General features: G+C 72.5%; 20 protein-coding genes. 11 read left to right on the top strand and 9 right to left on the bottom strand.

What is annotated here, in order from left to right; translation table 11 throughout:
* Positions 1–3,579, top strand: a 3,579-nt coding sequence (locus tag AB0K10_RS28900; protein ID WP_363688652.1) for a LamG-like jellyroll fold domain-containing protein, incomplete at its 5' end; no start/stop codon positions are given.
* 66 nt (positions 3,580–3,645) lie between these two features.
* On the opposite strand, the gene AB0K10_RS28895 is transcribed toward AB0K10_RS28900, so the two are convergent.
* Entirely contained in the window at positions 3,646–4,686 is a 1,041-nt protein-coding gene (locus AB0K10_RS28895; protein ID WP_363688650.1) for a phosphatase domain-containing protein, read from the bottom strand.
* A 122-nt stretch (positions 4,687–4,808) separates the two neighbouring features.
* On the opposite strand from AB0K10_RS28895, the gene AB0K10_RS28890 reads away from it, so the two are divergent.
* The 4 genes from AB0K10_RS28890 (at position 4,809) to AB0K10_RS28875 (ending at position 9,216) form a co-directional block, all read left to right on the top strand.
* Positions 4,809–6,542: a hypothetical protein gene (locus AB0K10_RS28890; protein ID WP_363688648.1), complete on the top strand. Its 1,734-nt coding sequence runs from the start codon at positions 4,809–4,811 to the stop codon at positions 6,540–6,542.
* Positions 6,543–6,594: 52 nt separating this feature from the next.
* Entirely contained in the window at positions 6,595–7,392 is a 798-nt protein-coding gene (gene yaaA / locus AB0K10_RS28885; RefSeq protein ID WP_363688646.1) for a peroxide stress protein YaaA, read from the top strand.
* Positions 7,393–7,499: 107 nt separating this feature from the next.
* Positions 7,500–8,192 (top strand): hypothetical protein, encoded by a 693-nt coding sequence (locus AB0K10_RS28880; RefSeq protein ID WP_363688644.1) that lies wholly within the window; start codon positions 7,500–7,502, stop codon positions 8,190–8,192.
* 70 nt (positions 8,193–8,262) lie between these two features.
* Positions 8,263–9,216 (top strand): TAXI family TRAP transporter solute-binding subunit, encoded by a 954-nt coding sequence (locus AB0K10_RS28875; protein ID WP_363688642.1) that lies wholly within the window; start codon positions 8,263–8,265, stop codon positions 9,214–9,216.
* Between the two features lie 36 nt (positions 9,217–9,252).
* Here AB0K10_RS28875 and AB0K10_RS28870 read toward each other — a convergent pair whose 3' ends face one another.
* The 3 genes from AB0K10_RS28870 to AB0K10_RS28860 form a co-directional block, all read right to left on the bottom strand.
* Positions 9,253–10,710 carry a HAMP domain-containing sensor histidine kinase gene (locus tag AB0K10_RS28870; RefSeq protein ID WP_363688640.1) on the bottom strand — a complete coding sequence of 486 codons (1,458 nt, stop codon included), beginning with the start codon at positions 10,708–10,710 and terminating at the stop codon, positions 9,253–9,255.
* Positions 10,711–10,719: 9 nt separating this feature from the next.
* Complete coding sequence (locus AB0K10_RS28865) at positions 10,720–11,376, bottom strand: response regulator transcription factor (RefSeq protein ID WP_363688638.1); 657 nt, start codon at positions 11,374–11,376, stop codon at positions 10,720–10,722.
* A gap of 81 nt (positions 11,377–11,457) precedes the next feature.
* Positions 11,458–11,769, bottom strand: a complete 312-nt coding sequence (locus AB0K10_RS28860; protein WP_363688636.1) for a hypothetical protein — start codon at positions 11,767–11,769, stop codon at positions 11,458–11,460.
* 102 nt (positions 11,770–11,871) lie between these two features.
* Here AB0K10_RS28860 and AB0K10_RS28855 point away from each other — a divergent pair, with 102 nt between their 5' ends.
* Positions 11,872–12,210, top strand: a complete 339-nt coding sequence (locus tag AB0K10_RS28855; protein WP_363688634.1) for a DUF952 domain-containing protein — start codon at positions 11,872–11,874, stop codon at positions 12,208–12,210.
* A gap of 159 nt (positions 12,211–12,369) precedes the next feature.
* Positions 12,370–12,912: an acyltransferase gene (locus AB0K10_RS28850; protein ID WP_363688632.1), complete on the top strand. Its 543-nt coding sequence runs from the start codon at positions 12,370–12,372 to the stop codon at positions 12,910–12,912.
* A gap of 59 nt (positions 12,913–12,971) precedes the next feature.
* Here AB0K10_RS28850 and AB0K10_RS28845 read toward each other — a convergent pair whose 3' ends face one another.
* The 5 genes from AB0K10_RS28845 to AB0K10_RS28825 form a co-directional block, all read right to left on the bottom strand.
* Positions 12,972–14,255: a nucleotide sugar dehydrogenase gene (locus AB0K10_RS28845; protein ID WP_363688630.1), complete on the bottom strand. Its 1,284-nt coding sequence runs from the start codon at positions 14,253–14,255 to the stop codon at positions 12,972–12,974.
* A gap of 5 nt (positions 14,256–14,260) precedes the next feature.
* The gene (locus AB0K10_RS28840) at positions 14,261–15,829 is read right to left on the bottom strand and encodes a glycosyltransferase family 2 protein (RefSeq protein ID WP_363688628.1); all 1,569 of its coding nucleotides are present in this window, start codon (positions 15,827–15,829) and stop codon (positions 14,261–14,263) included.
* A complete protein-coding gene (locus AB0K10_RS28835) occupies positions 15,826–17,388 on the bottom strand; it encodes a glycosyltransferase family 4 protein (protein ID WP_363688626.1) in 1,563 nt (520 codons plus the stop codon). Before AB0K10_RS28835 ends, AB0K10_RS28840 begins: the two co-directional genes overlap by 4 nt.
* Before the next feature lie 185 nt (positions 17,389–17,573).
* Positions 17,574–19,133, bottom strand: a complete 1,560-nt coding sequence (locus AB0K10_RS28830) for a glycosyltransferase family 4 protein (RefSeq protein WP_363688664.1) — start codon at positions 19,131–19,133, stop codon at positions 17,574–17,576.
* Positions 19,134–19,358: 225 nt separating this feature from the next.
* Positions 19,359–20,813: a glycosyltransferase family 39 protein gene (locus tag AB0K10_RS28825; RefSeq protein WP_363688624.1), complete on the bottom strand. Its 1,455-nt coding sequence runs from the start codon at positions 20,811–20,813 to the stop codon at positions 19,359–19,361.
* A gap of 160 nt (positions 20,814–20,973) precedes the next feature.
* Here AB0K10_RS28825 and AB0K10_RS28820 point away from each other — a divergent pair, with 160 nt between their 5' ends.
* The 4 genes from AB0K10_RS28820 (at position 20,974) to AB0K10_RS28805 (ending at position 25,387) form a co-directional block, all read left to right on the top strand.
* Positions 20,974–22,137 carry an acyltransferase family protein gene (locus tag AB0K10_RS28820; protein WP_363688622.1) on the top strand — a complete coding sequence of 388 codons (1,164 nt, stop codon included), beginning with the start codon at positions 20,974–20,976 and terminating at the stop codon, positions 22,135–22,137.
* 273 nt (positions 22,138–22,410) lie between these two features.
* Positions 22,411–23,499: a UDP-N-acetylglucosamine 2-epimerase (non-hydrolyzing) gene (gene wecB, locus AB0K10_RS28815; protein WP_363688620.1), complete on the top strand. Its 1,089-nt coding sequence runs from the start codon at positions 22,411–22,413 to the stop codon at positions 23,497–23,499.
* Positions 23,500–23,610: 111 nt separating this feature from the next.
* Positions 23,611–24,846 (top strand): glycosyltransferase family 4 protein, encoded by a 1,236-nt coding sequence (locus tag AB0K10_RS28810; protein WP_363688618.1) that lies wholly within the window; start codon positions 23,611–23,613, stop codon positions 24,844–24,846.
* Positions 24,839–25,387: a hypothetical protein gene (locus AB0K10_RS28805; RefSeq protein ID WP_363688616.1), complete on the top strand. Its 549-nt coding sequence runs from the start codon at positions 24,839–24,841 to the stop codon at positions 25,385–25,387. Before AB0K10_RS28810 ends, AB0K10_RS28805 begins: the two co-directional genes overlap by 8 nt.
* Positions 25,388–25,392: the final 5 nt, after the last annotated feature.

The raw sequence follows: 25,392 nt of genomic DNA, 5'->3' as shown, positions 1-25,392 counted from the left end.
CACACACTGCTCACCGATGCGGCGACCGTCTACCCGGTCTACATCGACCCCAGCTTCAACTGGAGCACAAATGGTCCCAGGATGTCCGGCTGGGCGAGCATCTCGTATCAGAACCAGGACGGCAACTACTGGAACAACACCCCCGACCCCATCGGGCGGATGCAGGTCGGCAACTCCGGCGAACAACGCTCCCAAACCCTGATCAACTTCCCGGTGCCCTACAGCACCCTCGCCGGCGCGGAAATCGACGACGCCACCTTCAAAATCACCAACACCTGGTCCTGGAACTGCGACAACAAGACCGTCAACATCTACGCCCCGTCCACCACGCTGGCAAAGTCGAACGCCACCTGGGACTACTGGGAAAACCAGAGCAAGAGCCCTCTCGCCGCGTCAAAGAGCTTCGCCTACGGCTACAGCGGCTGCGCCGCAACAGGCGTGTCCTTCGACATCACCAACCAGATCAAAACCGACGTCGCCGCCAAGAAGGGCACCCGAACCCTCTGGATGGTCGCCGCCAACGACGCCAGTGACCCGAAAAGCTGGAAAGAGTTCCTCGAAACCAGCCCCACGCTGGAGATCCGCTACAACCACAAGCCCAACAAGCCGACCGGCATGACCACCTCACCGCGGACCGCCTGCGCCGGCGGGTCCGTCATCGGCGACAACCCGGTCTACCTCTACGCCCCGGTGTCCGACGCCGACGGTGGCACCCTCGGGGTCAGCTTCAAGCTCTGGAAGACCAGCGACGCCGGGCAGACCGCCCTGGCATCGTCCAACCCGAGCCTGCTCACCTACTCATCCGGCTCCACCGGCGTGCTGATCGTGCCGTCGGCCACACTTCGCGCCGCCGCCGGTGGCGCCATCACCACCTTCTCGTGGAAGGTGCAGGCGACCGACTTCCGGACGCCCAGTGACTGGTCGGCGACCTGTAGTTTCACCTTCGACCCCACGCGGACCGGCGCGCCGGACATCAGTCAGCCGCAGGGGCAGCCGCAGATCGGTGAAGAGATCAGCTTCGCCATCACGCCGCCGAGCACCGGCACCCAGCCGGCCAGCTACAGCTACCAGCTCAACGGCCTGCCCCCGGTCAGCGTCGCCGCCTCCGCCGGTGCCGCCACGGTGGTCGTGAGCCCGACCCGGTTCACCAACACGCTCGCGGTGACGAGCCTGTCGACCGGTGGGAACTTCGGCGAGACCGCCACCGTCACCTTCAACGCGAACCCCGCCGCCACGGCCGCCGACGCGGACCTCACCGGTGACGGCGTCGCCGACCTGTTGACCATCGGCGCCCGCAACGGACTGCCGTCCGGCCTCTGGCTCGGCACGGGCATGAACAGCGGCGCGGTACGCACCACGGTCAACGACCTCGGAGCCCGCGGTAACGGCGTCACCGGCAACGAGGACCCGTCCGACTTCAACGGTGGCCAGGCGATCTCCGGTCACTTCTTCGGCTCCGGCCTGCAGGACGTCCTCGTCTACTACACCTCAGGCGTCAACGCCGGCAACGGCATCGTCCTGCGCGGCAGCGGCGACGGCTCGGTCATCCAGCCGTACAACAACCAGGTAAGCATCTCCGGCGAGCTACTTCTCGACGGCAACGGCAACGCCCCACTACAACTGGCCAACGCCGGCGACTCCCGAGCCACCGGAAGCACCATCCCGGACCTGATCGGCACCAGCGGCGACGCCACCAACGGTTACTTCCTCAACTACTACCCCATGGCCTTCGCCGCCGGCCTCTACTACTACGGCGGCAGCACCACGACCCTGACCCCGACCGGCGGCGTGGACTGGAACAACTGGACCATCACCACCGCCCAGCTCACCAGCGGCACCGCCATGTTCCTCTGGAACAGCAGCACCGGTGCCCTGTACCTCTGGAAGAACCTCGCCTACAACCAGGACACCAACCAGCTCACCTACACGCCGTACACCCTCTCGACCAACTGGAACCGCGGCGCGACGCTGAGCCTGCGGGCCGCCGACGCCAACTCCGACGGCACCCCCGACCTGTGGACCGTCGGCGGCAACGGCCTGACCACGGCCTACCTGGTGAGCGGGCTCGGCACCACGCCGACCATCGCCATCCAGCAGGCGCAGGGCCTGGTCACCGCCAAGCACACCTGGCCGCTCAACGGCGGCGCGGCCGGAGAGACCGCGGCGACCGCGGTCGACATCTCCGGCGGCAGCACCCTCACCGGCACCGGCAACGCGAAATGGCACGAGGGTGACCTCTTCAGCCCGGACCTGCGCCTCAACAGCGATGCCACCGGCACTGGGGTGGACGCCAGCGGCACCGGCAGCCTGGTCAGCGCCGCCAGCCCCGTTCTGATCGACACCACCAAGTCGTTCAGCGTCGCCGCCTGGGTGAAGCCCACCACCGCCGGCAAGATCATCCTCTCCGAGGAGGGGGCACGATCCGCCCGCTTCATCCTCTGGCAGGAGCAGAGCGACAACACCTGGCGGTTCGGGATGGCCCGCTCCGACGGCGACGCCTGGTCGTACGACCAGGCCAAGAGCGCGCCAAACGCGCAGCTCGGCGTGTGGACGCACCTCGTGGCGACCTACAACGCGACCACGAGCACGATGGCCCTGTACGTCAACAACAACCTGGCCGGCACCGCGCAGCACGCTGCCGCCGTTTCCTGGCCGAGCACCGGGCGCTTCGTGATCGGCCACTACCGCTACCAGGGCGCGCCGAGCTCGTACTACTCCGGTCAGATCAGCAACGTGCAGCACTGGGACCGAAGCTTGAACCCGGCCGAGGCCACCGCACCGGGCAACTACGCCCAGCAGGTCATCGCGCCCAACATTCGCGACGTCACCGGCGACGGCCGGACCGACATGCTCATCATGCAGAGCAACGGTGACGTGCTGCTGCGCCGCGGGACGAACCTGGACGGCACGCTGACGTTCGACGCCGGCATCGTGGTGTGCGGCAAGTGCGGCGGCTACGACTCCTTCAACATCGCCGACGTCAACAACGACGGCAAGGTCGACCTGTTCATGCGCCAGAAGAGCACCGGCGACATGTACGTCTACCCGAACACCGTCGCCACCGGAGACCCGGTCTGGACCACCCGCCAACTGGTCTGTGGCGGCTGCTTCAACTTCGGCGTATCCGATCTCGGCGACGTCAACCGGGACGGCAAGACCGACCTCTTCATCCGGGAGAACAGCACCGGCGACATGTACGCGTACCTGGGCAACGGCCCCACCGGCGGCGCGATCACCTGGAGCAACCGGATCCTGCTCTGTGGCTCCTGCGGCGGGTACGACAACGTGAGCGTCGAGGACGCGACCAATGACGGCAAGGTCGACCTGATCATGCGCAACAGCGGCACCGGCGACATGTGGGTCTACCCGAACACAGCAGCCAGCGGAACCCCCACCTGGGCCCCCCGCATCCTGGTCTGCGGCATCTGCCGTGACTTCGACATGAGTGGTCTCGGCGACGTCACCAACGACGGAAAGGTCGACCTGGTGGTCCGGCGCCGGAGCAACGGCACCATGACCCTCTACCCGGGCAACGGCGCCCCCGGCACCGTCGCCTGGGCTGCGCCCTCGCTGATGTAGTCGACGCACCGAACCCCCGGGCACCCACGCGCGTCGTGGTGCCCGGGGGTTTCGCGTATCTGCGAGTCAGACCAGGCCGGCGTCGCGCAGCAGCATCCACAGGCCGGCGCCGTCCGGGGCGGACAGCCACTTCTGCCCCACCGGCCCCGACGACGGCCGGCCCGCAGGGGCGGGCAGGCTACCGGCCAGGACCGACTGCGTCGGGGACAGCCGGCGGATCGCCACCCCGGCGACGTTCTCCGGGTGGGCGGCCGCGAACTCCCGGTAGATCTCCTGGTCGTGCTGGCCGTCGTCGCCGACCAGCAGCCAGCGCACGTCGGGAAACTCCTTCGCCAGCCGGGCCAGGGTGGAGCGCTTGTGCTCCATGCCGCTGCGGAACCACCTGTCGGCGGTCGGACCCCAGTCGGTGAGCAGCAGCGGTCCGGCCGGGTAGAGGTGCCGGGACAGGAACCGCGTCAACGTCGGCGCGACGTTCCACGCGCCGGTGGAGAGGTAGAAGACCGGGGCGCCGGGGTGGGCGGTGACCAGCCGTTCGTAGAGCACCGCCATGCCGGGCACTGCGGCGCGGGCGTGCTCGTCGAGGACGAACGTGTTCCACGCGGCGAGCAGCGGCCGGGGCAGCGCCGTCACCATCACCGTGTCGTCGATGTCGGAGAGGATGCCGAACTTGACGTCCGGGTCGAGGATGCGTACGGGCGCGTCGACCGGTTCGGCGTCGGGCACGCTGAGTCGGACGGTGCCCCACCCGGGCGGCAGGTCGGCCTCGACGAGCATGTCGACGAAGCCGCTGCGATCGGCACGGGCCTCGTGCCGCACTCCGCCGGCCTCGATCTGCACGGTCACGTGCTTGGCGGGCAGCGTGGTGAAGCTGCGCCAGCCCCGGACCTTCTCCAGCCGACCCCGCTGGCGGGTGTCCGGACGACCCAGCAAAACCCGGCACATCACCCGCACCCAACCCGGACGGCCGTACCCGGTGTAGGCCACGATGTTCATCCGCCAGCCGGTGCGCCGCAACCGACGCTCCACGAGCTGGTGCACGGCGTCCTCGATCCGCGCGGCCCGGTGCAGGTTCGGCACGGCCAGCTGGCCGGCGGGTGTGGGTGGCACGCGCCAACCCTGCCACACGTCGCCGGTCACGGCCACGCGAGCCGCCGGGCCAGCCGGACCTACCAACCGGGCCGGGCCAGCCGGACCGGACCAGCCGATCGACCACGGCCGCCGGGCCAGACGTGAAACACTCCGGTCGGGACGACGACGGGGGCGTGGTCGTGTCGCATCCAGAGCAGCACCGCGGGCCGTGGCGTCCGCGACTCGACCGGCCGGCGCTCGTCGCGCTCCTGGTCGGGCTGGTCGGTGTCGGGTACCGACTGGTCCTCACGCTGTACACCGTGCCGGTGTCGAACAGCGACGAGGCGACCTTCGGGCTGGCCGCCCTGCACATCGGGCAGGGCCGCGAACGCCCCGTCTTCCTGTACGGCCAGCACTACATGGGCATGCTGGAGTCGTACCTGGCCGCGCCGCTGCTCGCGGTGGCCGGGCCGAGCTGGCCGGTGCTGCGGCTGCCGATGCTCGCGTTGTACGCGGTCTTCCTCTACCTCGCGTACCGGCTCACCCGCCGGCTCTACACGCCGTGGTTCGCCGTCCTCGTCGTCGGCCTGCTGGCGCTGGGGCCGGAGCGGGTGGTGCGCGACCAGCTCACCGTTGTCGGCGGCCGGCCGGAGGTGAAGCCGGCGGTGCTGCTGATGCTGCTGATCGCCGTGGGGCTTGCCGCCGGGACGGTCCGCCATCGGCGACTGGCAGTCGCGCTGTTCGGGCTCCTGGTCGGGCTGGCCGCCTGGTCGGACTGGCTGATCCTGCCGTACCTGGCGGTGGCCGGGCTGGCCCTGGTGTGGGCGGTGCGGCGGGAGCTTCTCGGCTGGTCGGGGCTGCTGCTGGTGGCGGGCTTCGTGGCCGGGGTGGCACCGATGATCGTCGACAACCTGCGGGCCGGGCCGGGTGAGGACTCGCTGACGGTGTTCCGGGAGGTCAGCACCAAGGCCGGCCCGTCGCCGCAGTGGTCGGACCGGATCTCCGGCGGCCTGCTGGAGGGGGTGCCACTGGCACACGGGCTCTGCCCGGTCGACGGGTGCGGCCGGTGGCAACAGTGGTTCGGGCTGCTCTATCCGGTGCTGCTGGTGGCCGCGGCCGTGCTCGCACTCCTCGCGTACCGCCGGGCCGCGAACACGCCGCGCGACACGTGGGCCGCGGACACGCAGCCCGGCACGCAGAGCGCGGGACCCGGCACGCCGCCTGGGGGCACGCTGCGGGGCGCGCGGGTCGGGGCGGTGGCGCAGCTCGCGCTTGTCGTCGGCGCGGCGTTGACCCTGCTGTCGTACGTGCGCAGCCCGCTCGCCGCGACCAGCCCGCTGGACAACGCCCGCTACCTGTCGGTGCTGCAACTGTCGCTGCCGGCGGTGCTCTGGCCGCTCTGGGTGGCGGCTCTCGCCTGCTGGCGGGGCACGGTGGGCGCGCTCGGCCGGCTGGCCGGCGCGCTGGCCACCGCCGTGCTGGCGGCGCTGACCGCGACGACGCTTGTGGTGACCGTGCTCTTCGCGAGCACCGGCACCGCCGCGTCGCGGACCGAGGAACGCCAGGCCCGGGAGCTTGCCGCCGCGTTACGCGCCGACGGCCCCCACGAGGTGTACGGGGACTACTGGACCTGCAACCGGCTGACCTTCAACACCGACGAGTCGGTGGTCTGCGCGGTGCTCGACGGAGATCTGTCTCCCGGGCAGAACCGCTACCGGCCCTACTGGCGGCAGGTCGGGCGGGCAGCCCGGCCGGGCTACGTGGTGGAGGTCGACTCACCGATGGACCGGCGGCTGCGCCGGCTGCTCGGCGACCGGCCCGACGCCGCAGCGGTACGCGAGGTGGGCGGCTATCGCGTGTACCACCCCGACACACCGGTGCGGCCCTGGCGGTAGCGGCGGGTCGTACGCTGGCCGGGCCGCCGTTCCACCCGCCCGAGGAGACCCGATGCTCATCCTGCTGCCGCCCTCGGAGGGGAAGGCCGACGCCGGCACCGGACGGCGGTGGACCCCGGACAAGCTCTCCCTGCCGGAGCTGAACCCAGCCCGCGAGCGGGTGCTCGACGCGCTCGTGACCCTCAGCGCCGGCCCCGACGAGGAGGTCGCCCGTGCCGCGCTCGGCCTCAGCGAGGGCCAGCGCGGTGAGCTGCGCCGCAACGCCCGGCTGCGCGCGGCGGCCACCGCCCCGGCCGAACGGCTCTACACGGGCGTGCTCTACGAAGCGCTGGAGCTGGCCACACTGCCGTCGGCCGCACAGCGGGCGGCCCGCCGGTCGATCCTCATCAGCTCCGGACTGTGGGGGGCGGTCCGTCTCGCCGACCGGATCCCCCCGTACCGCTGCCCGATCGGCGCGCGCCTGCCGGGCGTCGGGGCGCTGTCGGCGTACTGGCGGAAGGAGCTGGAGCCGGTCCTGGCCGGCGCGGCGGGTCGGGGCCCGGTGCTGGACCTGCGCTCCGGCGCGTACGCCGCCACCTGGACTCCGCGCGGGGAGCTGGCCGAGCGGACGGTGACCGTGCGGGTGCTGCACGAGCGGGAGGTCGACGGCCTGCCGGTCCGCTCGGTCGTGAGCCACTTCAACAAGGCGACCAAGGGACGGCTGGTTCGTGACCTGCTGATCGCCGGCGCTCGGCCGCGTACCGCCGCGGAGCTGATCGGGACGCTGCGGGAGCTGAAGCACACAGTCGTGGAGGAGCCCGTGGCCGCCGGCCGGGTCCGGCAGGTGGACCTGGTCGTGACCGACCTGTAGGGGCGCGGGAGCCGCAAGATTTCCTCAAGGCTGGGCGGAATGCGTTCCGCAACGGGCGCGTGGGGTCCACGGTAGGGGAACCCAGACTCCGACAAGGGAGCCTTCAGTTGGCCCGCGATCCCGCCCTGCTCGACCGGCCCCATTCGCCGGCGACGCCTCCCCCGCTGGACTGGCTGACCCTGGGCGACGCTTTCGAGGCCGCCTGCCTGCTGCGCTGCACGGCACCGCCGACCGGCGCCCGCTCGGCCGCCGCGCTGCCGTCGCACGCGCCGGGTGTCGAGTTCAACCGGGAGGACGCCGCGCAGCGGATGCGGCAGCTGCTCGCCCGCCTCGACATCCCGGTCACCCAGGAGGTGACAGTCGGCGGTCTGCGCCGCCGCTACGAGCTGCACCGACTCTGGGTGCCGCCGGAGCACCGGGGGGCGTACGCCCGGATGGTGGATGCCGGGTGGTGGCAGGGGCGTCGGGAGCTGCTGGGCGGTCCCGTGCCGGGCGCCTCACCGGCCCGCCGCCGGTGGACGTCCCGGCTCGCGTCGGCGGCGTGGCGGTCGGCGCTGCTGGCCGGCGGGCGGCACGTGCGGCGGCACATCCTCGGCGTACGCCTCACCGACCGGGAGTTGGCCGCCGTGCTGATCCGCAGCGCGGCCGTGCTCGACGTGCCGGCCGTGCTCCGCCCGGGCACCGGCTGTTTCCTGGTCAGCGTGGCCGACGGGCCGGACCGGGAGCGCATCCTGCGCAGCGCGTCGATGGAGTCGGCCCGGGGCGTGGCGGCGGGGCCGGCCCACCGCCCGGCCTGCTGAGCGGCACCCCTCGGCGGCACCGACGGGTACGGGCTTGCGCCGATCCGCCGTAGCGCGCACAGTGCACCGCGTGAGTCGTACCTCCTCGGGTCGCGCCGGTCCACGCCGTGCGGGAGCGGCGGCGCTGGTGCTGGTCGTGGCCCTCGCCGTCGCCGGTTGCCGGGACGACCCGGCCGAGCCGATGGCGATCCGGATCGCCACCGGCAGCCCCACCGCCGTCTACTACGCGTTCGGGCAGTCCCTCGCCACCATCCTCAACCGGGAGCTGCCTGGTGTACGGGCCAGCGTGGTGATCACCGCCGCCTCGGCGGAGAACGTCCGCCTGGTCGGTTCCGGAGCGGCCGAGCTGGGCTTCACCCAGGCCGACGTGCTGCCCAGCAGCCCGGCGCTGAACCCGTCGGTGGACGCGGTGGCCCGGGTGTACGACGACCAACTGCACCTGGTCACCACCGACGGCGGCCCGGTCCGCACGGTCGGCGACCTGCGCGGGCGGCGGGTCTCCGTGGGCGCGGCCGGCTCGGGCACCGAGATCACCGCCACCCGGCTGCTGGAGGTGGCCCGGCTCGGCGGCGACACGGTACGCCGGGAACGGCTCGGCCTGGACGACTCGGTGCAGGCTCTGCGCACGGGGCACATCGATGCGTTCTTCTTCTCCGGCGGTCTGCCCGTGCGAGGCATCGAGGAGCTGGCCGGGCGCAGCGCGACCCGCATCGTGGACCTGGGTGAGTGGACGGAGCCGCTGCGCGCCCGCTACGGCCAGGTCTACGTCTCCCGCGACATTCCCCGTTCGGTGTACGGCATGAACCCGGTGACCACCGTCGCCGACCCGAACTACCTGATCGTGCGGGCCAACCTGCCGGAGCCGCTGGTGCGGGAGGTGACCCGGCTGCTGATGGAGCGCCGGGCCGAGCTGGGCGCGGCGCATCCGGCGGCGGGGCGGATGAGCCCTCGCTCGGTGATCGCCACCGCGCCGCTGCCGCTGCACCCCGGGGCCGCCGCCTGGTACCGGGCCGCCAAGCCCTGACGGTCGACGGGCGGGCCACCCGGCCTGCTCGGCCCGCTACCGCGTCGGGGCGGGGCGCCTGTCGACAGCGGCGTCCTCGTCCGCCGGCTCCCCCGCCGGCCCGGTCTCGGGGGCCGGCTCGGGCTCCGGTGAGGGCTCCGGGAACCACAGGCCGGCGACCAGCCCGCGCGGCGTGGCGGGCCACATGGTGAGCCGCCCGTCCGAGGCGTCCACCAGCACAGCGGCGATGGTCAGGCCGAGCCCGGCGCCGTCGACGTTCTGCGCGTCCGGCGCCCGCCAGAACCGCTCGGTGGCCTGGCCGAGCTGACTCTCCGTCATCCCCGGGCCGGTGTCGCGCACCTCCAGGACCACCCCACCGTCGCGGCGGGCCACGGTCACCGTCACCGCCCCGCCCGCCCCACTGAACTTCACCGCGTTGTCGATGAGCGCGTCCAACGCCTGGTCGACGGCGGTCGGCACGGTCCGCGCGTACGCCGGGGCGTCGCTGGTGGCCAGCCGCAGCGTCACCGACCGGTGCCGGGCCAACGGCGCCCACGCGGCCACCCGGGACGCGGCCACGGCGGCGGCGTCCACGGTGACGCGCTCGTTCTCCTCCCGTTCGGCGCGGGCCAGGGTGAGCAGCGCGTCGAGCACCAGCGCCAACCTGTCGGTCTCCTCCAGCGCCAGCCGGTGCTCGGAGCGCCCATCCGCGTCGGTGAGGCTGGGTCCCAGCTCCTCCACCCGCAGGCGCAGCGCCGTGAGCGGGTTGCGCAGCTGGTGGCTGGCGTGCGCGACGAACGCGCGCTGCCGGTCCATCACGTCGGAGACCACGTCGGCCATGTGGTTGAAGCTGGCCGCGAGCCGGCGCAGCTCCGGCGGACCGAGCCGGTGCTGCACGCGCGCACCCCGATCACCCTCGGCGATCTCGTGGGTGACCGCGTCCAGCTCGGTCACCGGGCGCAGCACCCAGCCGGCCAGCCCGAACGCGGTGAGCACGCAGGCCAGCACGACGAGCAGGCCGGCCAGGGTGAGTAGCAGCCACCAGGTGCCCACCGCCCGACGGATCTCGTCGGCCGGCGTCACGATCACCACCGCGCCGAGGACCTCACCGCCGTCGTTGATGGGCACCGCCACCACCACCGGCCCGGCCGACCAGGGCCAGACCGACTCGGGCGCACTTGCCTGCTGCCCGGACAACGCGACGTCCAGCACCATGGCGGTGCCGGTGGACTGCCAGCTCGCCGAGTCGACGACGATGTCCCGGTCCCGGTCGACGACCGCCGCGCCGATCCCGTACAGCTCGTCGTAGCTGCGCAGCTCCGCCCCGATCGGGCCGGGCCCGCCGCCGCGCAGCGCCGGCCCGGCGAGCGAGGCGAACCGGGTGGCGTCGGCGAGCCGGTCGGCGCGTACCCGCTCGGTCTCCCGGCTGGCCAGGGTGACGGCGAGCGGGCTCTCCAACGCGATGAGGACGAGCACCATCAGCAGCAGGTAACTGATCACCAGTCGACGGCGCACGGCGGCCCCTCACGCATCGCGCAACCGGTAGCCGACCCCGCGGACGGTCTCCACCAGGCGCGCGTCGCCCAGCTTGCCGCGCAACGACCCGACGTGCACCTCGACGGTGTGCCGATCGGCCCAGGTGGTGCCCCAGGCGTCGAGCAGGATGCGGTCGCGGGGCACCGCCACCCCCGGCTGGCGGGCCAGCGACAGCAGCACGTCGAACTCCTTGCGGGTAAGCGTGACCGCGCGCCCCGCCACCGTCACCGTGCGGGCGGCCACGTCGATGCGTACCGCCCCCGCCTCGATCAGGTGCCGCTCGGGCGCCGCGTTCGCGGCCCGCCGCAGCACCGCCTCGATCCGGGCCTGCAGCTCGACCATCGAGAACGGTTTGACCACGTAGTCGTCCGCGCCGAGGCGCAGCCCGAGCACCCGGTCGCGTTCCTCACCCCGCGCGGTCACCGCGATGATGCCGAGCTGGCTGCTACGTCGACGCAGCTCCCGACACACGTCGGTGCCGTCCCCGTCGGGCAGGGTCAGATCGAGCAGCACCAGGTCGCAGGGGGCGGCCGACAGGGCCGCCGCGACGGTGGCCGCGTGCTCGACCTCGTAGCCGCGGCGGGTCAGGGCGGAGGAGAGCGCGGCGGCCACCCGGCGGTCGTCCTCCACCAGCAGGATCCGCACCGTGCCCCCATCCGTCGCAGCCGTCCTGCGAATGGTGGCAGAAGGGCGCCGCGAGCGGGAGGCCGCCTCCGGTCGGGTCGGCTACAGACCGAAGACGTCGTCGGCGACCGCGTCGCGGACGCCGTCGGCGAAGCCCCGGAAGCCTGGGTCGTCGTGGCGGGCCGGCACGCTCGTGACGTTGACGCCGCTGGCCTGGGCGACGGCGTCGACCAGGGGCGGATAATCGATCTCGGCGTCGTCGAAGGCGTCGTCGTCCGCCTCGGCCAGGTTGATCACATGCTGTACGTCGTCGGACGGGGTGTCCGGGTCCTCGGCCCACTCGCCGCCGGCCCGGTAGCACTCGTCGTACAACCCGCGCTGGGTGTCGGTCCAGTCGTCGTCGTAGCTCGCCATCGTCCATCCCTCCACGGCCGCTCCACCTGAGCATGCCGGGCCGCGACCGAGGTCGGCGGCGGTACGGCCGAAACGCCCACCGGGCCGACGTAGTCTGCGGAGATGATCTACAAGCTGCTGCCGACGACCGAGTGGGACGACGCCCGGGCCGCCGGCACCTTCACCGGCTCCGCGGTGGACCGGCAGGACGGTTTCATTCACCTCTCCGCCGGCGACCAGGTGGTGGAGACCGCCCACCGGCACTTCACCGGCGTCACAGGTCTCACCCTGCTCAGCGTCGAGGAGGAGCGACTGGGCGACGCGCTGCGCTGGGAGCCGTCCCGCGGCGGGCAACTCTTCCCGCACCTGTACGGGCCGCTGCCGGTCGCGGCGGTGGCGGCGGCGCAGGCGTTGCCGGTGGACACCCCGGCCGCCGAGGCGGTGGCGGCGCTGCTCGGCTGAGCGGTCGATATGCTACGCCGAGTCCCGCGCCCCGACGGCACCTCCGTGCCCGGGGCGGCGTGGCAGCCCCGATCCGCGCGACCGGTGCCAAGTTCCCGGCCCGAGCCGGCGCGGGTCACCGACGGCGCTCTGCGCCCTGCGACACATGCGAGTTGAAGGATGACTGACAGCACCTCACCGGCCCCCTCGGTCTTCGTCCACCCCACCGCCGACGTCGAGGACGGCGCCCAGGTCGGCGACGGCACCAAGGTCTGGCACCTGGCCCACATCCGATCATCGGCCCAGGTGGGCGCGGGCTGCGTGATCGGGCGCAACGTGTATGTCGACGCCACCGTGACGGTCGGCGACCGCGTGAAGATCCAGAACAACGTCTCCGTCTACCAGGGCGTGACCATCGAGGACGAGGTCTTCGTCGGCCCGTGCGCGGTCTTCACCAACGACTTTCGGCCGCGGGCGCAGAATCCGGACTGGACGATCACGCCGACCCTGGTCCGGCGAGGCGCCTCAATCGGCGCGAACGCGACCCTGGTCTGCGGCATCGAGGTCGGCGAGTACGCGATGATCGCCGCCGGCTCGGTGGTGACGAAGGACGTGCAGCCGTACCAGCTGGTCGCCGGCAACCCGGCCCGGCCGAAGGGCTGGGTCGACGCCAAGGGCGAGGTCATCTCCCGGGACGTGGAGAACCCGCCGCAGCAGGGCTGAGAAGGCGCGGCGGGGGCGGTCGTCGACGACGACCACCCCCGCCGGGAGCGGATCCGGAGTCAGCCGCCGATGACCACTCGGCGGACGCCCGCCCAGCGCGCCGGGTCGGTGACCCGACGGCCGTCGACAAGCACCGTCACGCCAGGCAGGTCGCCCGGGGCGAGGTTGCGGTACTCGGCGTGATCCGCCTGGATGACGGCTGCGCCGATCGGCTGGCCGTCGTAGGCGGGCAGCCCGTGCGCGGCCAGCTCGTCATTGGTGTACATCGGGTCGGAGACGTACGGCGTGGCACCGCGCCGGCGCAGCGCCTCGACGGTCGGGAAGACCCCGGAGAACGCGGTCTCCTTGACGCCGCCCCGGTAGGCGGCACCAAGCACCAGCACACCCACACCGGACAGGTCGCCGTACGCGGCGGCGAGCAGGTCGACGGCGTAGTCGGGCATGGCCGCGTTGGCCTCCCGGGCCGAGCGCACCACAGTGGCGGCCGGGTCGTTCCAGAGGTACATCCGCGGGTAGATCGGGATGCAGTGGCCGCCGACGGCGATGCCCGGTGAATGGATGTGGCTGTACGGCTGGGTGTTGCATGCCTCAATGACCTTGGTGACGTCGACGCCGACGGTGTCGGCGAAACGGGCGAACTGGTTGGCCAGCCCGATGTTGACGTCCCGGTAGGTCGTCTCGGCCAGCTTGGCCAGCTCCGACGCCTCCGCCGACCCGAGGTCCCACACGCCGTTGGGCTGGGACAGTTCCGGCCGCTCGTCGAAGTCGAGCACCGCCTCGTAGAACCGGACACCGTGCGCGGCCGACGCCTCGTCGACGCCACCGACGAGCTTGGGGTAGCGACGCAGGTCGGCGAAGACCCGACCGGTCAGCACCCGCTCCGGGCTGAACACGAGGTGGAAGTCCTTGCCGACGGTGAGGCCCGACCCCTCCTCCAGCATGGGCGCCCAGCGGCTGCGGGTGGTGCCGACCGGCAGGGTGGTCTCGTAGCTGACCAGGGTGCCCGGCTTGAGCCCACGGGCGATCGCCCGGGTCGCGTCGTCCATCCAGCCGAAGTCCGGCACACCCTCGCCATCGACGAAGAGCGGCACGACCACGACGACGGCTTCGGACTCGGCGACCGCGGCGGCGGTGTCGGTGGTGGCCGACAACAGCCCGGCGGCGACCGCCTCCTTGAGCTTGACGTCCAGGTCGGTCTCACCGGGGAACGGGACCACCCCGTCGTTGACCAGGCTGACAACCCGCTCGGAGACGTCGGCACCGAGCACCCGATGCCCCTTCGCGGCGAACTGCACGGCCAGCGGCAGCCCGATCTTTCCGAGTGCGACGACGGAGATGTTCATGGCTACTACTTTCCTCCTAGTGGGAGCCTGCGTCGCAGGCGGGCCATCAGCCGGCGCGGCGTCACAGGTGCTACGGCGATGACGAGCTGGCCCTTGTGATTCGTGGTGCTGGTGAACAGGTACAGCCGGGAGCCGTGACGCACCACGGTCCGCAGCGGCGCCGATTGCCGAGGACCGCGCAACGCCGCCGACCCGGTGGCCCCGAAGGCGCTCACCTGAGCCTGGACGACCCGCAGCTCGCCGCCGGGGGCGATGGCGGCCAGCACCCGCTTCAACGGTATCCGGGACCGGACGGTCGTCCCCGTGGCGTCCGCCTCGACCGCGAGGGTAGCGCCCGCCAAGTCCCCGGCGGACAGCTGGATCCCGGAGGTGACCGTCGGGAGGTCCGGGCGAGGGCTTCGCGCGGTCACGACCAGCGCCGGCGCGCCGGTCCGGCCGCCCTCGTAGGCGGCAGAGACGGTGTCGAACCGGGCCAGCCAGTCGGGGACCGTGTCGGTGATCTCGAACCAGGGGTCCGGGATGCCCAGCCGGGGTTCACGGAAGCCGGGGTAGCCGGCGTACCAGCGGTCGCCGTCCACCACGGCGGGCGGGATGCCCTGCTGCGCGTCCTGCCGGATCACCGCGAGCAGGTCGTCGAGGTCGCCGTAACGGGCTGCGGCGAGACGGACCCGGGATTCGATGGGCAGCCGGTCCCGGATGTCGTCGGTGAGGTACTCCTGGGCCAGCTTCCGCACCCCGACCCGCACGCCGTCCTGGGTGTCCCGGTTGAGCCGCAGGAAGTCGTTCTCCAGGAGTTTGGCGACCTCCAGGGTGAAGTGCCGCAGTAGCACCGCGTCGCGACGCTTGCCCGGCTCCACCAGCCGCGCCACGAAGTGAACGAGCTCCTCGGCGCAGCGCAGCCGCTCCAGGTGCCGGCTCTTGTAGGTGATGTTGCGGGCATTCAGCCGGCGCACCGCGTAGTAGTAGTCGTAGTCGGCGAGCACGGAGATCCGCCGGGCGTGCACGCACGCCTCGATCGTGAACGGCTGGTCGCTGCCGACCGGCATGTCCTCCGGGTAGCGCAGCCCGTGCCGCTCGATCAGCTCACGGCGGAACAGCTTGGTGTTCGACAGCGACCAGGGAAGCGCGGAGTCGAAGAGGTCGACGTCCGGCTCCGTGCTTTCGAAGATCGCCTGGTGGATGTAGCGACTGTTGACTCCGACGGTGCGGCCGAGCACGACGTCCGAGTCCAATCGGTCGGCGGCGGCCACCAACCGTTCCAGCGCCTCCGGGCCCAGGTAGTCGTCGGCACCGATGAAGAAGACGTACCGCCCGGTGGCGTGCTCCAGACCCCGGTTGCTCGGCGCTGCCGGCCCACCGGAGTTCGGCTGGTGGATGACCTTGACGGTGCCGGGGTAGAGACGGGCGAAACGGTCGAGCTCGCGTCCGCTGCCGTCGGTGGAGCCATCGTCCACCGCGACGACCTCCAGCCGGTCCCGACCGATCGTCTGCTCGATCAGCGACGTCAGGCAACGGGTCAGGTACGGCATGGTGTTGTAGACGGCGGTGACGACTGTCACGTCCGGTGGGGTCACGTGCCGGCTCCCACCGACGACTGGATCTCGCTCGCGAGACCGCGACCGCCGGCGGTGGGGCGCGGCCGGTCCGGCAGCAGCCGCCGGTACACCCCGTCCATCACCTCGGCCTGAGCCTCCCAGGTCCAGCTCTCCAGCAGTCCGGGGCGGTCGTAGCCGGCCCGGTAGCGCGCGGGATCGGCAAGCACCTCCCGCACGGCGCGAACGTAGTCCGTCACGTCCTCGGCCCGGAACACCTCGCCCTGCCCCGTCGAGCGGACCGTGCCGGCCATCGTCTTCACGTCGCTGACCACCAGGGGCAGCCGGGCGTGCGAGTACTCGAAGAACTTGGTGATCAGCGCGATCTCGTGGTTGGGCCAGTGGTGGATCGGGATCACCCCGGCGTCGGCCGCCGACAGGAACGACACCACCTGCCAGTGCGCCACGTACGGCAGCGTGTGCACCCGGTCGGCGACCCCGAGTCGGGCCGCCCGGGCGAGCACGCCTGTCACGTACGGGCCGGTCGGCTTGTTCACGACCAGCGCCACGTGCACGTCGGGCAACTGCGGCAGGGCGTCGACCATGATGTCGAGACCACGCTGCCGGGCCGCCGCCCCGCTGTAGACGAGCAGCGGCACGTCGGGGCCGACGCCGCAGAGCGCCCGCAGGTCCGGTACGGGGGCGTCCGGGTCCAGTGCCCCGTGGTCGGCGGCCGGCGCGTTGAGCACCACGTCCGGCGCCCGGGACAGCCCGTGCTCGCGTTGCAGCAGCTCGGCAAGCCCGTCCGAGACGGTCATCACCGCGTCGGCGTAGCGGGCGTACTCCCGCTCGTGGGCCTTGTGGGCCGGCAGCCAGCGTGCGTTGTCCTGCCACGGCTTGAGCCCCGGCAGGAACTCGTGGGCATCCCAGACCAGCTTGATGTCGCGTCCCTCGACGGCAGCGCGGATCTTGGCGCGGGCGCCGACACCGAGCATCCGGAAGTCGTTCGCGTGGATCAGGTCCGGCCGCAGCTCATCGATGACCGGCCCGTACGCCAGTTCGTAGTCCCACAGGCCGGGCTCCAGTCGTCGCCATGCGCCGTCGCCCTTCGCCGCCTGCCAGAACAGGGTGTAGGCGCGGTCCCACGGGTTGCGGAACTTCCGCCGAGTGCGGGCCCGGGTGAGCTGCCAGTAGCGGAACGAGACCCACTTGCGGGTCACCTGGGCGACGATCCGCTCCGCGGCCAGGGCCCGGCGGCGCAGCGCGAGGCGGGGGGCACCGGGATCGGCCAGCTTGAGCTGAGCCGCCCGTACCGCGAGGTCGGCCTGCCACGCCTTGACGGCCTGGGCGCGGTGCGGGGCGATGCCGCTCGGCGGGTACGCCAACGGCCAGCGCAGCCAGGCCCGACGGAACTCGTGCCGACGCCGCGCGAGCGGGTCGGGCATGGCCAGCAGACGCACCTCGGCCCGACCGAGCTGCCAGGTCTGGGGCACCCCGACCGGCGAACGACCGAGCAGCACGACGTCCCAGCCGGCCTCCGCCGCCGAACGCGCCGCCTTCTGCACCCGGGAGTCACCGTTGACGCCGTTGTCGACAAGCATGACAACCCGTCCACGAGAACCCGGCGCAGCGGGCGCACCATCGAGCTCCATCTTTCGCCTCTCTAGCCTTGCCGGTCTCGTGCCCGGAAAGCCCGGGCGAGTTTACGGTAACGTCCGGCCGATACTCGCCCGGAGCGACCCGGGTGTCGCGGCGTCGACCGGTCGTTCGGTCCGCTGCCTGTCGCTCAGCGCGGGCCGCTCGGCAGGAGTGCCGCGGCCCGGCCGGCTGGTTCCGGTCGGCGCTGCCCGCACAGCCGGGCGTACACGCCGTCCAGCACCTCCGCCTGCCGCTCCCAGGTCCACTGGTCCAACAGACCCGGCCGGTCGTACGCGGCCACATAGCGCCCGGGGTCGCCGAGCACCGCGCGGACGGCCCGGACGAACTCGTCCACGTCCTGTGCCCGGAACACCTCGCCCTGCCCGGTCGAGCGGACCGTCTCCGCCATCGTCTTCACGTCACTCACCACGATCGGCAGGCGGGCGTGCGAGTACTCGAAGAACTTGTTGCTGAGCGCGATCTCGTGGTTGGGCAGGTGGTGCAGCGGGCTGATGGCGGCGTCCGCGGCCGACAGGAACGCGGCCACCTGGTGGTGGGCGACGTACGGCAGCGTGTGCACCCGGTCGGCGACACCCAGCTCCGCGGCGCGGGCGAGCAGCTTGGCGATCGACGGCGTGCTGGTCTTCCCCGGCGGCAGGGAGACCAGTGCCAGGTGCACCCCGGACAGCTTCGGCAGCGCCTCCACGGCCACGTCGACGCCGCGTACCGGAGCCACCGCCCCCGAGTAGGCAAGCAACGGCACATCCGGGCCGATACCGCAGCGGGCACGCAGGTCCGGCGCCGGCGCGGCGTCGGCAGGGGCGGGGCCGACGTTCGGTGCGTTCAGCACCACGGCCGGTCGTTCCCGCAGTCGATGCTCCCGCTGGAGCAGGTCGGCCAGGGCCTCCGAGACGGTCACCACGGCGTCGGCGACCGGCGCGTACTCCCGCTCGTGGGCGCACTGGGCGCGCAACCACCGGCCCTTGCTCAATCCCGGGTTGAGCCCCGGCAGGAACTCGTGCGCGTCCCAGACCAGCTTGACCGGCCGGCCGGCGGCGCGGGCCCGCAGGGTGGCTCGGGCACCGACGCCGAGCATCTTGTAGTCGTTGGCGTGGATGAGGTCCGGGCGCAGCTCGTCGATCACCGGGCCGAAGGCCAGCTCCCAGTCCCACAGCGCGGGTTCCAGCCGGCGCCACGCACGGTCGCCCCGGGCCGCCTCCCAGAACCGGGTGTACGCCCGGTCGAGGGGTCCGGCGAGCTTCCTGCGCGCCTGCTGCCCCCGGCTGAGCTGCCAGTAGCGGAACGACACCCAGCGGGACACCGCCTGCGCGGCAAGGTGCTCCGCCCTCAGCGCGGTCCGCCGCCAGCCGGGCGCCGGGTGGCCGGCACGGGCGGCGAGGGTCAGCTCGGCCTCGCGCAGCCGCAGGTCCGTACGCCAGGCCTTGACCGCCTGTGCACGGTGCGGGGCGATGCCGTTCGGCGGGTACGACAGCACACCGCGTCGCCACACCCGGCGGAACTCGTGCCGACGGCGGCGCAGCAGGTCGGGCACGGTGAGCAGGCGAACCTCCGCGCCACCCAGCTGCCACGTGCGCGGCAGGCCGTCGGGAGCCCGGCCCAGCAGGATGACCTCCCAGCCGGCGTCGGCGGCCGAGCGGGCCGCCTTCTGGACCCGGGAGTCGCCGTGGACCCCGTTGTCGACAAGCATGACCACCCGACCACGGGAGGTTGGTGCCCCGGCGGTGTCCTCGCGTCCCATGCTGCCTTCTTCTGCCTTTCGCCTGAAATCCGCCGCTCGGCGCGGCCACGCCGATCCTGCCGGGCGTCGCCCTTCCGGCCAAGGGATCCTGCCGAGGGTACGGGAGTAGATCAGGACATCGAGTCGGGTACCGCCCACTCGGGCGGCCCGGGCGGTGTCACCTCTGGCTCCCGCTCAGTTCAAGTTATCCCACAGGCCCTGGAGCAGGACCGCCTGCGCCACCGAGAGGATGACGAGCCCGGCCACCAGCGCGCCCGCCGGGAGCCGAGAGCGTCGGCTCCACCGATCGACCATCACCCCGGCCGTGGCGGCCAGCAGCGGGTAGAGGAACGCCCAGGTCCGCTCCACCTCGCCGGGGCGCAGCTTGGTGTACACGGTGGGCAGGGCGGCCCAGCCGACCATCAGCAGGACCAGGATCAGGGGCAGGACCGGCCGGCGGGCGTCCGGAACGGCCCAGAACAAGCCGGCAATCCCCAGCGCGGCCAGCGGCAGCCCGGCGTAGATCAGCCAGGCCGACGGGCTGCCGATAATCCAGTACGGGTCGTACGGGCGCCCGGCGCCGGGCGAGGAACGGTACGAGGCGAGCACGTCGAAGCCGCCCAGCACCCTGGCCAGCACCAGGACGAGCGCTCCGCCAGCCAGCGCCGCGCCGAGCAGCCGGGCCGCGCGCTGCAGGCTGCCGCTCTGCACCAGCACCGCCAACGTCGCTGCCAGGGCCACGAAGGAGGTGGCGAACGTCAGCAGCGTCCCGAGCCCGAGTACCGCGCCGGCCGCCGCGGCGACCAGCGCCGACCGTCGGTGGATGGCAAGCACGAACAGCGCGACAGCGGCGCTCATCACCAGCGCGAACGTCATGTCGAGGCTGCTGTAGGCCAGCATGAGGGGTCCCGGCGCGGCCACGAACAGCGCCGCCGCGATGCGCCCGGCGCGCTCACCACCCAGCGCCCGTCCGATCGCCCACGCGCATGCCGCCGCCGCGAGCGCCAGGGCCGCCAGCACGGTGGCGATCCGCAGCGTGTGCGCGCTACCGAAGAGGCGGAAGAGCAGGTAGAGGAAGACGAGCGTCCCGGGGGGATGGGTGCGGGAGTTGTACGAGTGCAGTGCCGTGGTCATCCGGGGGTGCCGCTCAATGAACTCGCGGACTCCCAGCTCGTCGAGGAAGTGCAGGTCAGACGTGTAGTAGGGCGACTTTGGCCCGGTCGAGAGGCCGCGAACCAGGTCGTGCGGATCTCCTCGGACCAGGCCGACGGCCAGGGCGGTGAGCACTCCGCAGCCGATCAGCGCGCCGAGCGCCAGCCAGGTCGGGATCCGCCGCGACGAGGTGACCAGCCAGGCCGTCCCGGCGAGCAGCACCGCAGCCGGCAGCACAGTCAGCGACAGCCGATCCCAGGTGGGTGCCCAGATGCCGTAGACGGGCGGGTGGGTGAACACCCCAAACGTGATAGGCGACCGGTGCAGGCCGTAGGCGAGCACGGCAAGCAGCGCGGCGGCGGTGCCGAGCAGTGCGAGGATCGGCCGGAACCCCGGGAGCGGGGCGGACGGCGGGGTGGGCTCGTCGACGGCGGGCGCCACCGCCGTCCTGGCGGCCCCGCTGGTCTCCTCCGCTGCGCCTGTCGGCAGTTGCGCCACGTCGTCTCTTCCCGTCCGCTCGACGCTCCGTATCAGGTGCCGGTTGGGCAGCCACGGCGACGCACACCATAGTCGACCGCGGGGCGCGACGCGGGACCCCCGGCGGGTCGACAGCGCGTTCGAATGGCTTCCGGGACCGTCTCTGGTTAGCATCCGGCCGGTGAGCAGCCCCACCCAATCTCAGACCGGTCAGCCCGAGCCATCCGCCGAGCCGCTCCCGGCGCAGGCGACGGAGGCGGAGGCGACGGCGAGCGGAAATCCGCCGGCCGGCCGGCCACCTCGCCGGTACGGCCTCGACGTGCTGCGGCTCCTCGCCATCTGCGGTGTCGTGGCCATCCACGTGTTCGGCACGTACGTGGCGAACGACGACCGTCGGGGCAGCCGCAACTGGTGGCTCGCCACAGCCGTGGACATCGGCGCGATCTGGACCGTGCCCGTGTTCGTCATGATCAGTGGAGCGTTGGTGCTCGCGCCCCGGCTGCACCAGGCCGGCCCGGCCGCCTTCTACCGCCGCCGCTTCGCCCGGGTCCTCCCGGCGCTGGTCGCCTGGCACCTGATCTACCTGTTCGGGGTGCGGATGCTGCTGCGTGGGGAGGAACTGACCGGGAAGGGTCTCACCCTGCTCCTGATCGACGGGAAGCTCTACACCGCCCTCTACTTCCTCTGGCTGATCGCCGGGCTCTACCTCGTCGCCCCGGTGCTGGCGGCGTTCCTCGCCGCCGGCGGTCAGCGCCGCGCGTACGGCACCGCGGCGGTCGCCCTCGGCTGGACGTTGGCCGCCTTCATCGTCAGTGGGATCGCCGGCCTGATCGGCGTGAGCCGCCCGATCCACCTCGGCGCGTGGACGATGTGGTGGCCCTACGTCGGCTACTTCCTCGCCGGATGGGCGTTGCGGAACACCCGGCTGCGGGGCTGGCAGCTACCGGTGGCCGCGCTGGTCGCGCTGGCTCTGCTCGCCGAGGCGGTCTGGCGCTGGGGGGCCAAGCCGGACCTCCCCGTCCTCCAGGCCCTGCTGCCGGTCAGCTACGTCGGCGCAACGGTGGCGCTCGCCGCCATCTGCCTCTTCCTGGTCGCCCTGAGCCTCGGCGACCGGTGGCGACCGAGCGAGCGGACCGGACGGCTGATCGTCGACCTCTCGAACGCCTCCTTCGGGGTGTTCCTGGTGCACCTGCTGCTATTGGCCCTGATCCAGGCCGCTTTCCCCCAGCTCCCGGTGGGCGAGTCGCTCCTGACGACCGCGGCGACCTTCGCCGTGGTGATCGTCGGCTCCTTCGCGGTCTCCCTGGGGGCGGCCCGGGTGCCGTACCTGCGCGCGATCTTCTGAGCGCCGTGCCGGCGGGTGATGCTGCGCGCCCCGGGGCAGCCGCTGCCGCGTCGCCGGAGGTCGCCGGTCAGCGACCCCGGAGGGGACTACCGACGGGCGGATTCGGCACAACTCGTACCGGCCCCGCCTGGGTCGTCCGTTCCGACTGACCCTGCGTGACGTATGGTCCTACGGCGAAGGCTCCCGGGCTTCGGCGGACACCAACGGTCGGCGCCCGACCGCCAGACGGCATCCGCCGCTTACCGTGTCGAGACGTGCAGGAGAGATGTTTCAGTGAAGGTCGTCAGCGTTGTCGGGGCTCGTCCTCAACTGGTCAAGTTGGCGCCGATCGCGGCCGCTTTCGCCGGCACCGGGCACGAACACGTGATCGTGCACACCGGCCAGCACTACGACGCCGACCTGTCGGACGTCTTCTTCACCGGCCTGGGCATCCCCGACCCGGATGTGCACCTGGGCATCGGCTCCGGCAGCCACGGCCTGCAGACCGGCGGGGTCCTGGCCGCGATCGACCCCGTGCTGGCCGAGCAGCAGCCGGACTGGGTGCTGGTCTACGGCGACACCAATTCGACGCTTGCCGGCGCGCTCTCCGCGGTGAAGCAGCACATCAAGGTGGCCCATCTGGAAGCCGGTCTGCGGTCGTTCAACCGCCGCATGCCCGAGGAGCACAACCGGGTGCTCACCGACCACGCCGCCGATCTGCTGCTCGCTCCGACCGAGGAGGCCCTCCGCCACCTGACCCGCGAGGGTCTCGCCGAGCGCTCGGTGCTCAGCGGTGACGTCATGGTGGATGTCTGCCTGCGGGTACGGGACGCCGTCCAGCGCGGCGAGCACGCCCGTCCCGCGCTGCCGGACGGCATCGACTTCGACCAGCCGTACCTGGTCGCCACCCTGCACCGCCCGGACAACACCGACGACCCTGCCCGACTGGCCGCACTCATCGCCGCCCTGGCCGATCTGCCGGTGCCGGTGGCGCTGCTCGCCCACCCCAGGCTGGTGGCCCGCGCCGCGGAGCAGGGGCTGAAGCTCAACCAGGGCGCCGTGCACGTCGGTCGCCCGCTCGGCTACGGCGGCCTCGTCGCCGCCGTCCTCGGCTCGGTCGGGGTGGTCACCGACTCGGGTGGCCTGCAGAAGGAGGCGTACCTGCTTGGGCGCCCGTGCACCACGCTGCGCCCGGAGACCGAGTGGGTGGAGACCATCAACGGCGACTGGAACCGGCTCCTCCCGGATCCGGACGCACTGGGCCGCCCGGCCTGGATCGAAGCGGCCACCCGCCCGGCGCCGAGCGCCGAGCGCGGCACCCCGTACGGCGACGGCCACGCGGCCGAGCGTGTCGTCGAGATCCTCGCGGAGCGGCTCGGCTGACCAGCGCACCAGGTGCTACGGCACGGTCGGCCCACCGTCGATGACTCGGCACCCGGATCCGTCGCTGGTAGCGATGGATCCGCTGCCGCGACTCAGGGAGGAACAACTCGAGTGACGGCACCTTTCCGCAGTCGCGTCGCTATCGTCACACCCTGGTATCCCAGCACCCAGCGGCCGTTCCTCGGCGCGTTCGTCAAGGCAATGGTCGAGGCCACCGCGCCTGGCGAGGACATGACAGTCCTGCACTGCGATGAGTGGGCGGGCCGGTTCGGGCCGGCCGAGGAGGCGGAGATCCTCCGCGCCCACCACGCGCTGCTCCCCCGTACGCTGCGGCCCCGACCGACCGTGGGCGGCGCGGCGCTGCTGCACCTGCCGGTGCCGCTGGCGGTCGGGTTGTCCTACGCCACGATCGCCCGCCGGCACGAGGAGACGCTGCGGGCGGCGCTCGGGGGCCGGCCGATCGACAGCGAGGTCGTACACGCCCACGTCGGGCTGCCCGGCGGCTGGGCCGCGCTGCGCAACGCCCGCCCCGACGCCCGCGTGTTCGTCACCGAGCACGCCACCTTCCTCGACGCGGTGCTCGAGCAACCCGAGGCTCGCGCCATGTACGACGAACTGCTGCGCCGCTGCGCGGGGGTGTTCGCGGTGGGCGGCGCGGTGCGTGACCCGCTGGTCGCGGCCTTCCCGGAGCACGCTGACAAGGTTCGGTTCATCCCCAACCCGGTCTCCTTCGCCACCACCCGGGACACCCCGGTGACGGAGCTGCGGCGCTGGTTGTTCGTCGGCGGGCTGATCCCCCGCAAAGGTGTGCTGCGGCTGCTCGAGGCCTTCGCGCTGTGCCGGGCGGAGGACCCGTCGTTGACCCTGACCTTCGTGGGCGAGGGCCCGTTGCAGGGCCGACTTACCGAGCGGGCCGCCGAGCTCGGCCTGTCGGAGGCGCTCCGGTTCACCGGGGCGGTGCCGCCCGAGACGGCGCTGCGCCTGATGCGCGAGCACGACGTGCTGGTGCACCCGAGCCAGTTCGAGACGTTCGGAATGACAGTGGTGGAAGCGTCCGCGGCCGGTATGCCCGTGCTGGTGACCCGTTGCGGCGGCCCCGAGGAGAGCCTGGCCGGCATCGAGGACGCGGCGGGTGAGCTGGTCGACGTCGCCGACGACGGCGAGTCCCTGGCCGCCGGGTATCGGCGGCTCCGGGACCGGTTCACCGCGGGGATGGCGCTCGACCGGGCCCGACGAGAGCTGGCCGACCGCTACGGCTACGAAGCCGTGGCGCTGGCGCACCAGCGGGCGTGGTTCGGCGAAACAGTCCCGGCCGCAACGGCGGATCAGGAGAGGGCCGATGGCTGAGTCGCAGGTGATCTTCCTGGCCCTGGGCGGCAACCGGGCCCGGGTCGTCGCCGAGGAGTCGGGTCGGGTGGTCGCCAGCGGTGGTTCGGCGACCGTCGTGGTCGACGAACTGGCCGCCTGGCGGGCCCAGCGCTTCGCACCGGGGGTACGGGTGGTTGAGCTGGCGCGGCTGCGCCGCCGGCACCTGCCGGTGGCGGCCGAGCAGCTCCTGGTGCACCGGGCACCCCGGGCAGCGCTGCGGGCGATCGGGCGGGGGCCGCTCGCCAAATGGTCGCGGCGGGCCGGCCCGGCCTACGAGCGCCGGGTCGCCGACCGCTTCCACCGCCGGGTCTTCCTCCCGGTCTACCAGCGACTCTGGGGCGACGTGAGCTATCGCCTGATGCGCCGGTTCGTGGTCCGCGCCAGCGGGTACGACCTGCTGGTGGTCGGGGACCCGGCGTCCATCCCGGTCGCCGCGCGGCTCGCCGAGGAGCGGCACCGCATCAAGAACATCGCGTACGGCCTCGATTCCGCCCAGGGCGGCGCGGCACAGCCAGCGTGACGACG

Origin of the sequence: Micromonospora sp. NPDC049274 (assembly GCF_040678875.1) — a bacterium.
Lineage (GTDB): Bacteria > Actinomycetota > Actinomycetes > Mycobacteriales > Micromonosporaceae > Micromonospora.
Note: the sequence above shows the minus strand (reverse complement) of the source record. Positions and strands in the feature narration are given on the sequence as shown.

Excerpts from the sequence above, each read along its gene's own strand:
- yaaA (WP_363688646.1), top strand. The coding sequence starts at position 6,595 with ATGCTCATCCTGCTGCCGCCCTCGGAGGGGAAGGCCGACGCCGGCACC.
- AB0K10_RS28860 (WP_363688636.1), bottom strand. The coding sequence starts at position 11,769 with ATGGCGAGCTACGACGACGACTGGACCGACACCCAGCGCGGGTTGTAC.
- AB0K10_RS28855 (WP_363688634.1), top strand. The coding sequence starts at position 11,872 with ATGATCTACAAGCTGCTGCCGACGACCGAGTGGGACGACGCCCGGGCC.
- AB0K10_RS28850 (WP_363688632.1), top strand. The coding sequence starts at position 12,370 with ATGACTGACAGCACCTCACCGGCCCCCTCGGTCTTCGTCCACCCCACC.
- AB0K10_RS28845 (WP_363688630.1), bottom strand. The coding sequence starts at position 14,255 with ATGAACATCTCCGTCGTCGCACTCGGAAAGATCGGGCTGCCGCTGGCC.
- AB0K10_RS28835 (WP_363688626.1), bottom strand. The coding sequence starts at position 17,388 with ATGCTTGTCGACAACGGCGTCAACGGTGACTCCCGGGTGCAGAAGGCG.
- AB0K10_RS28830 (WP_363688664.1), bottom strand. The coding sequence starts at position 19,133 with ATGCTTGTCGACAACGGGGTCCACGGCGACTCCCGGGTCCAGAAGGCG.
- AB0K10_RS28805 (WP_363688616.1), top strand. The coding sequence starts at position 24,839 with ATGGCTGAGTCGCAGGTGATCTTCCTGGCCCTGGGCGGCAACCGGGCC.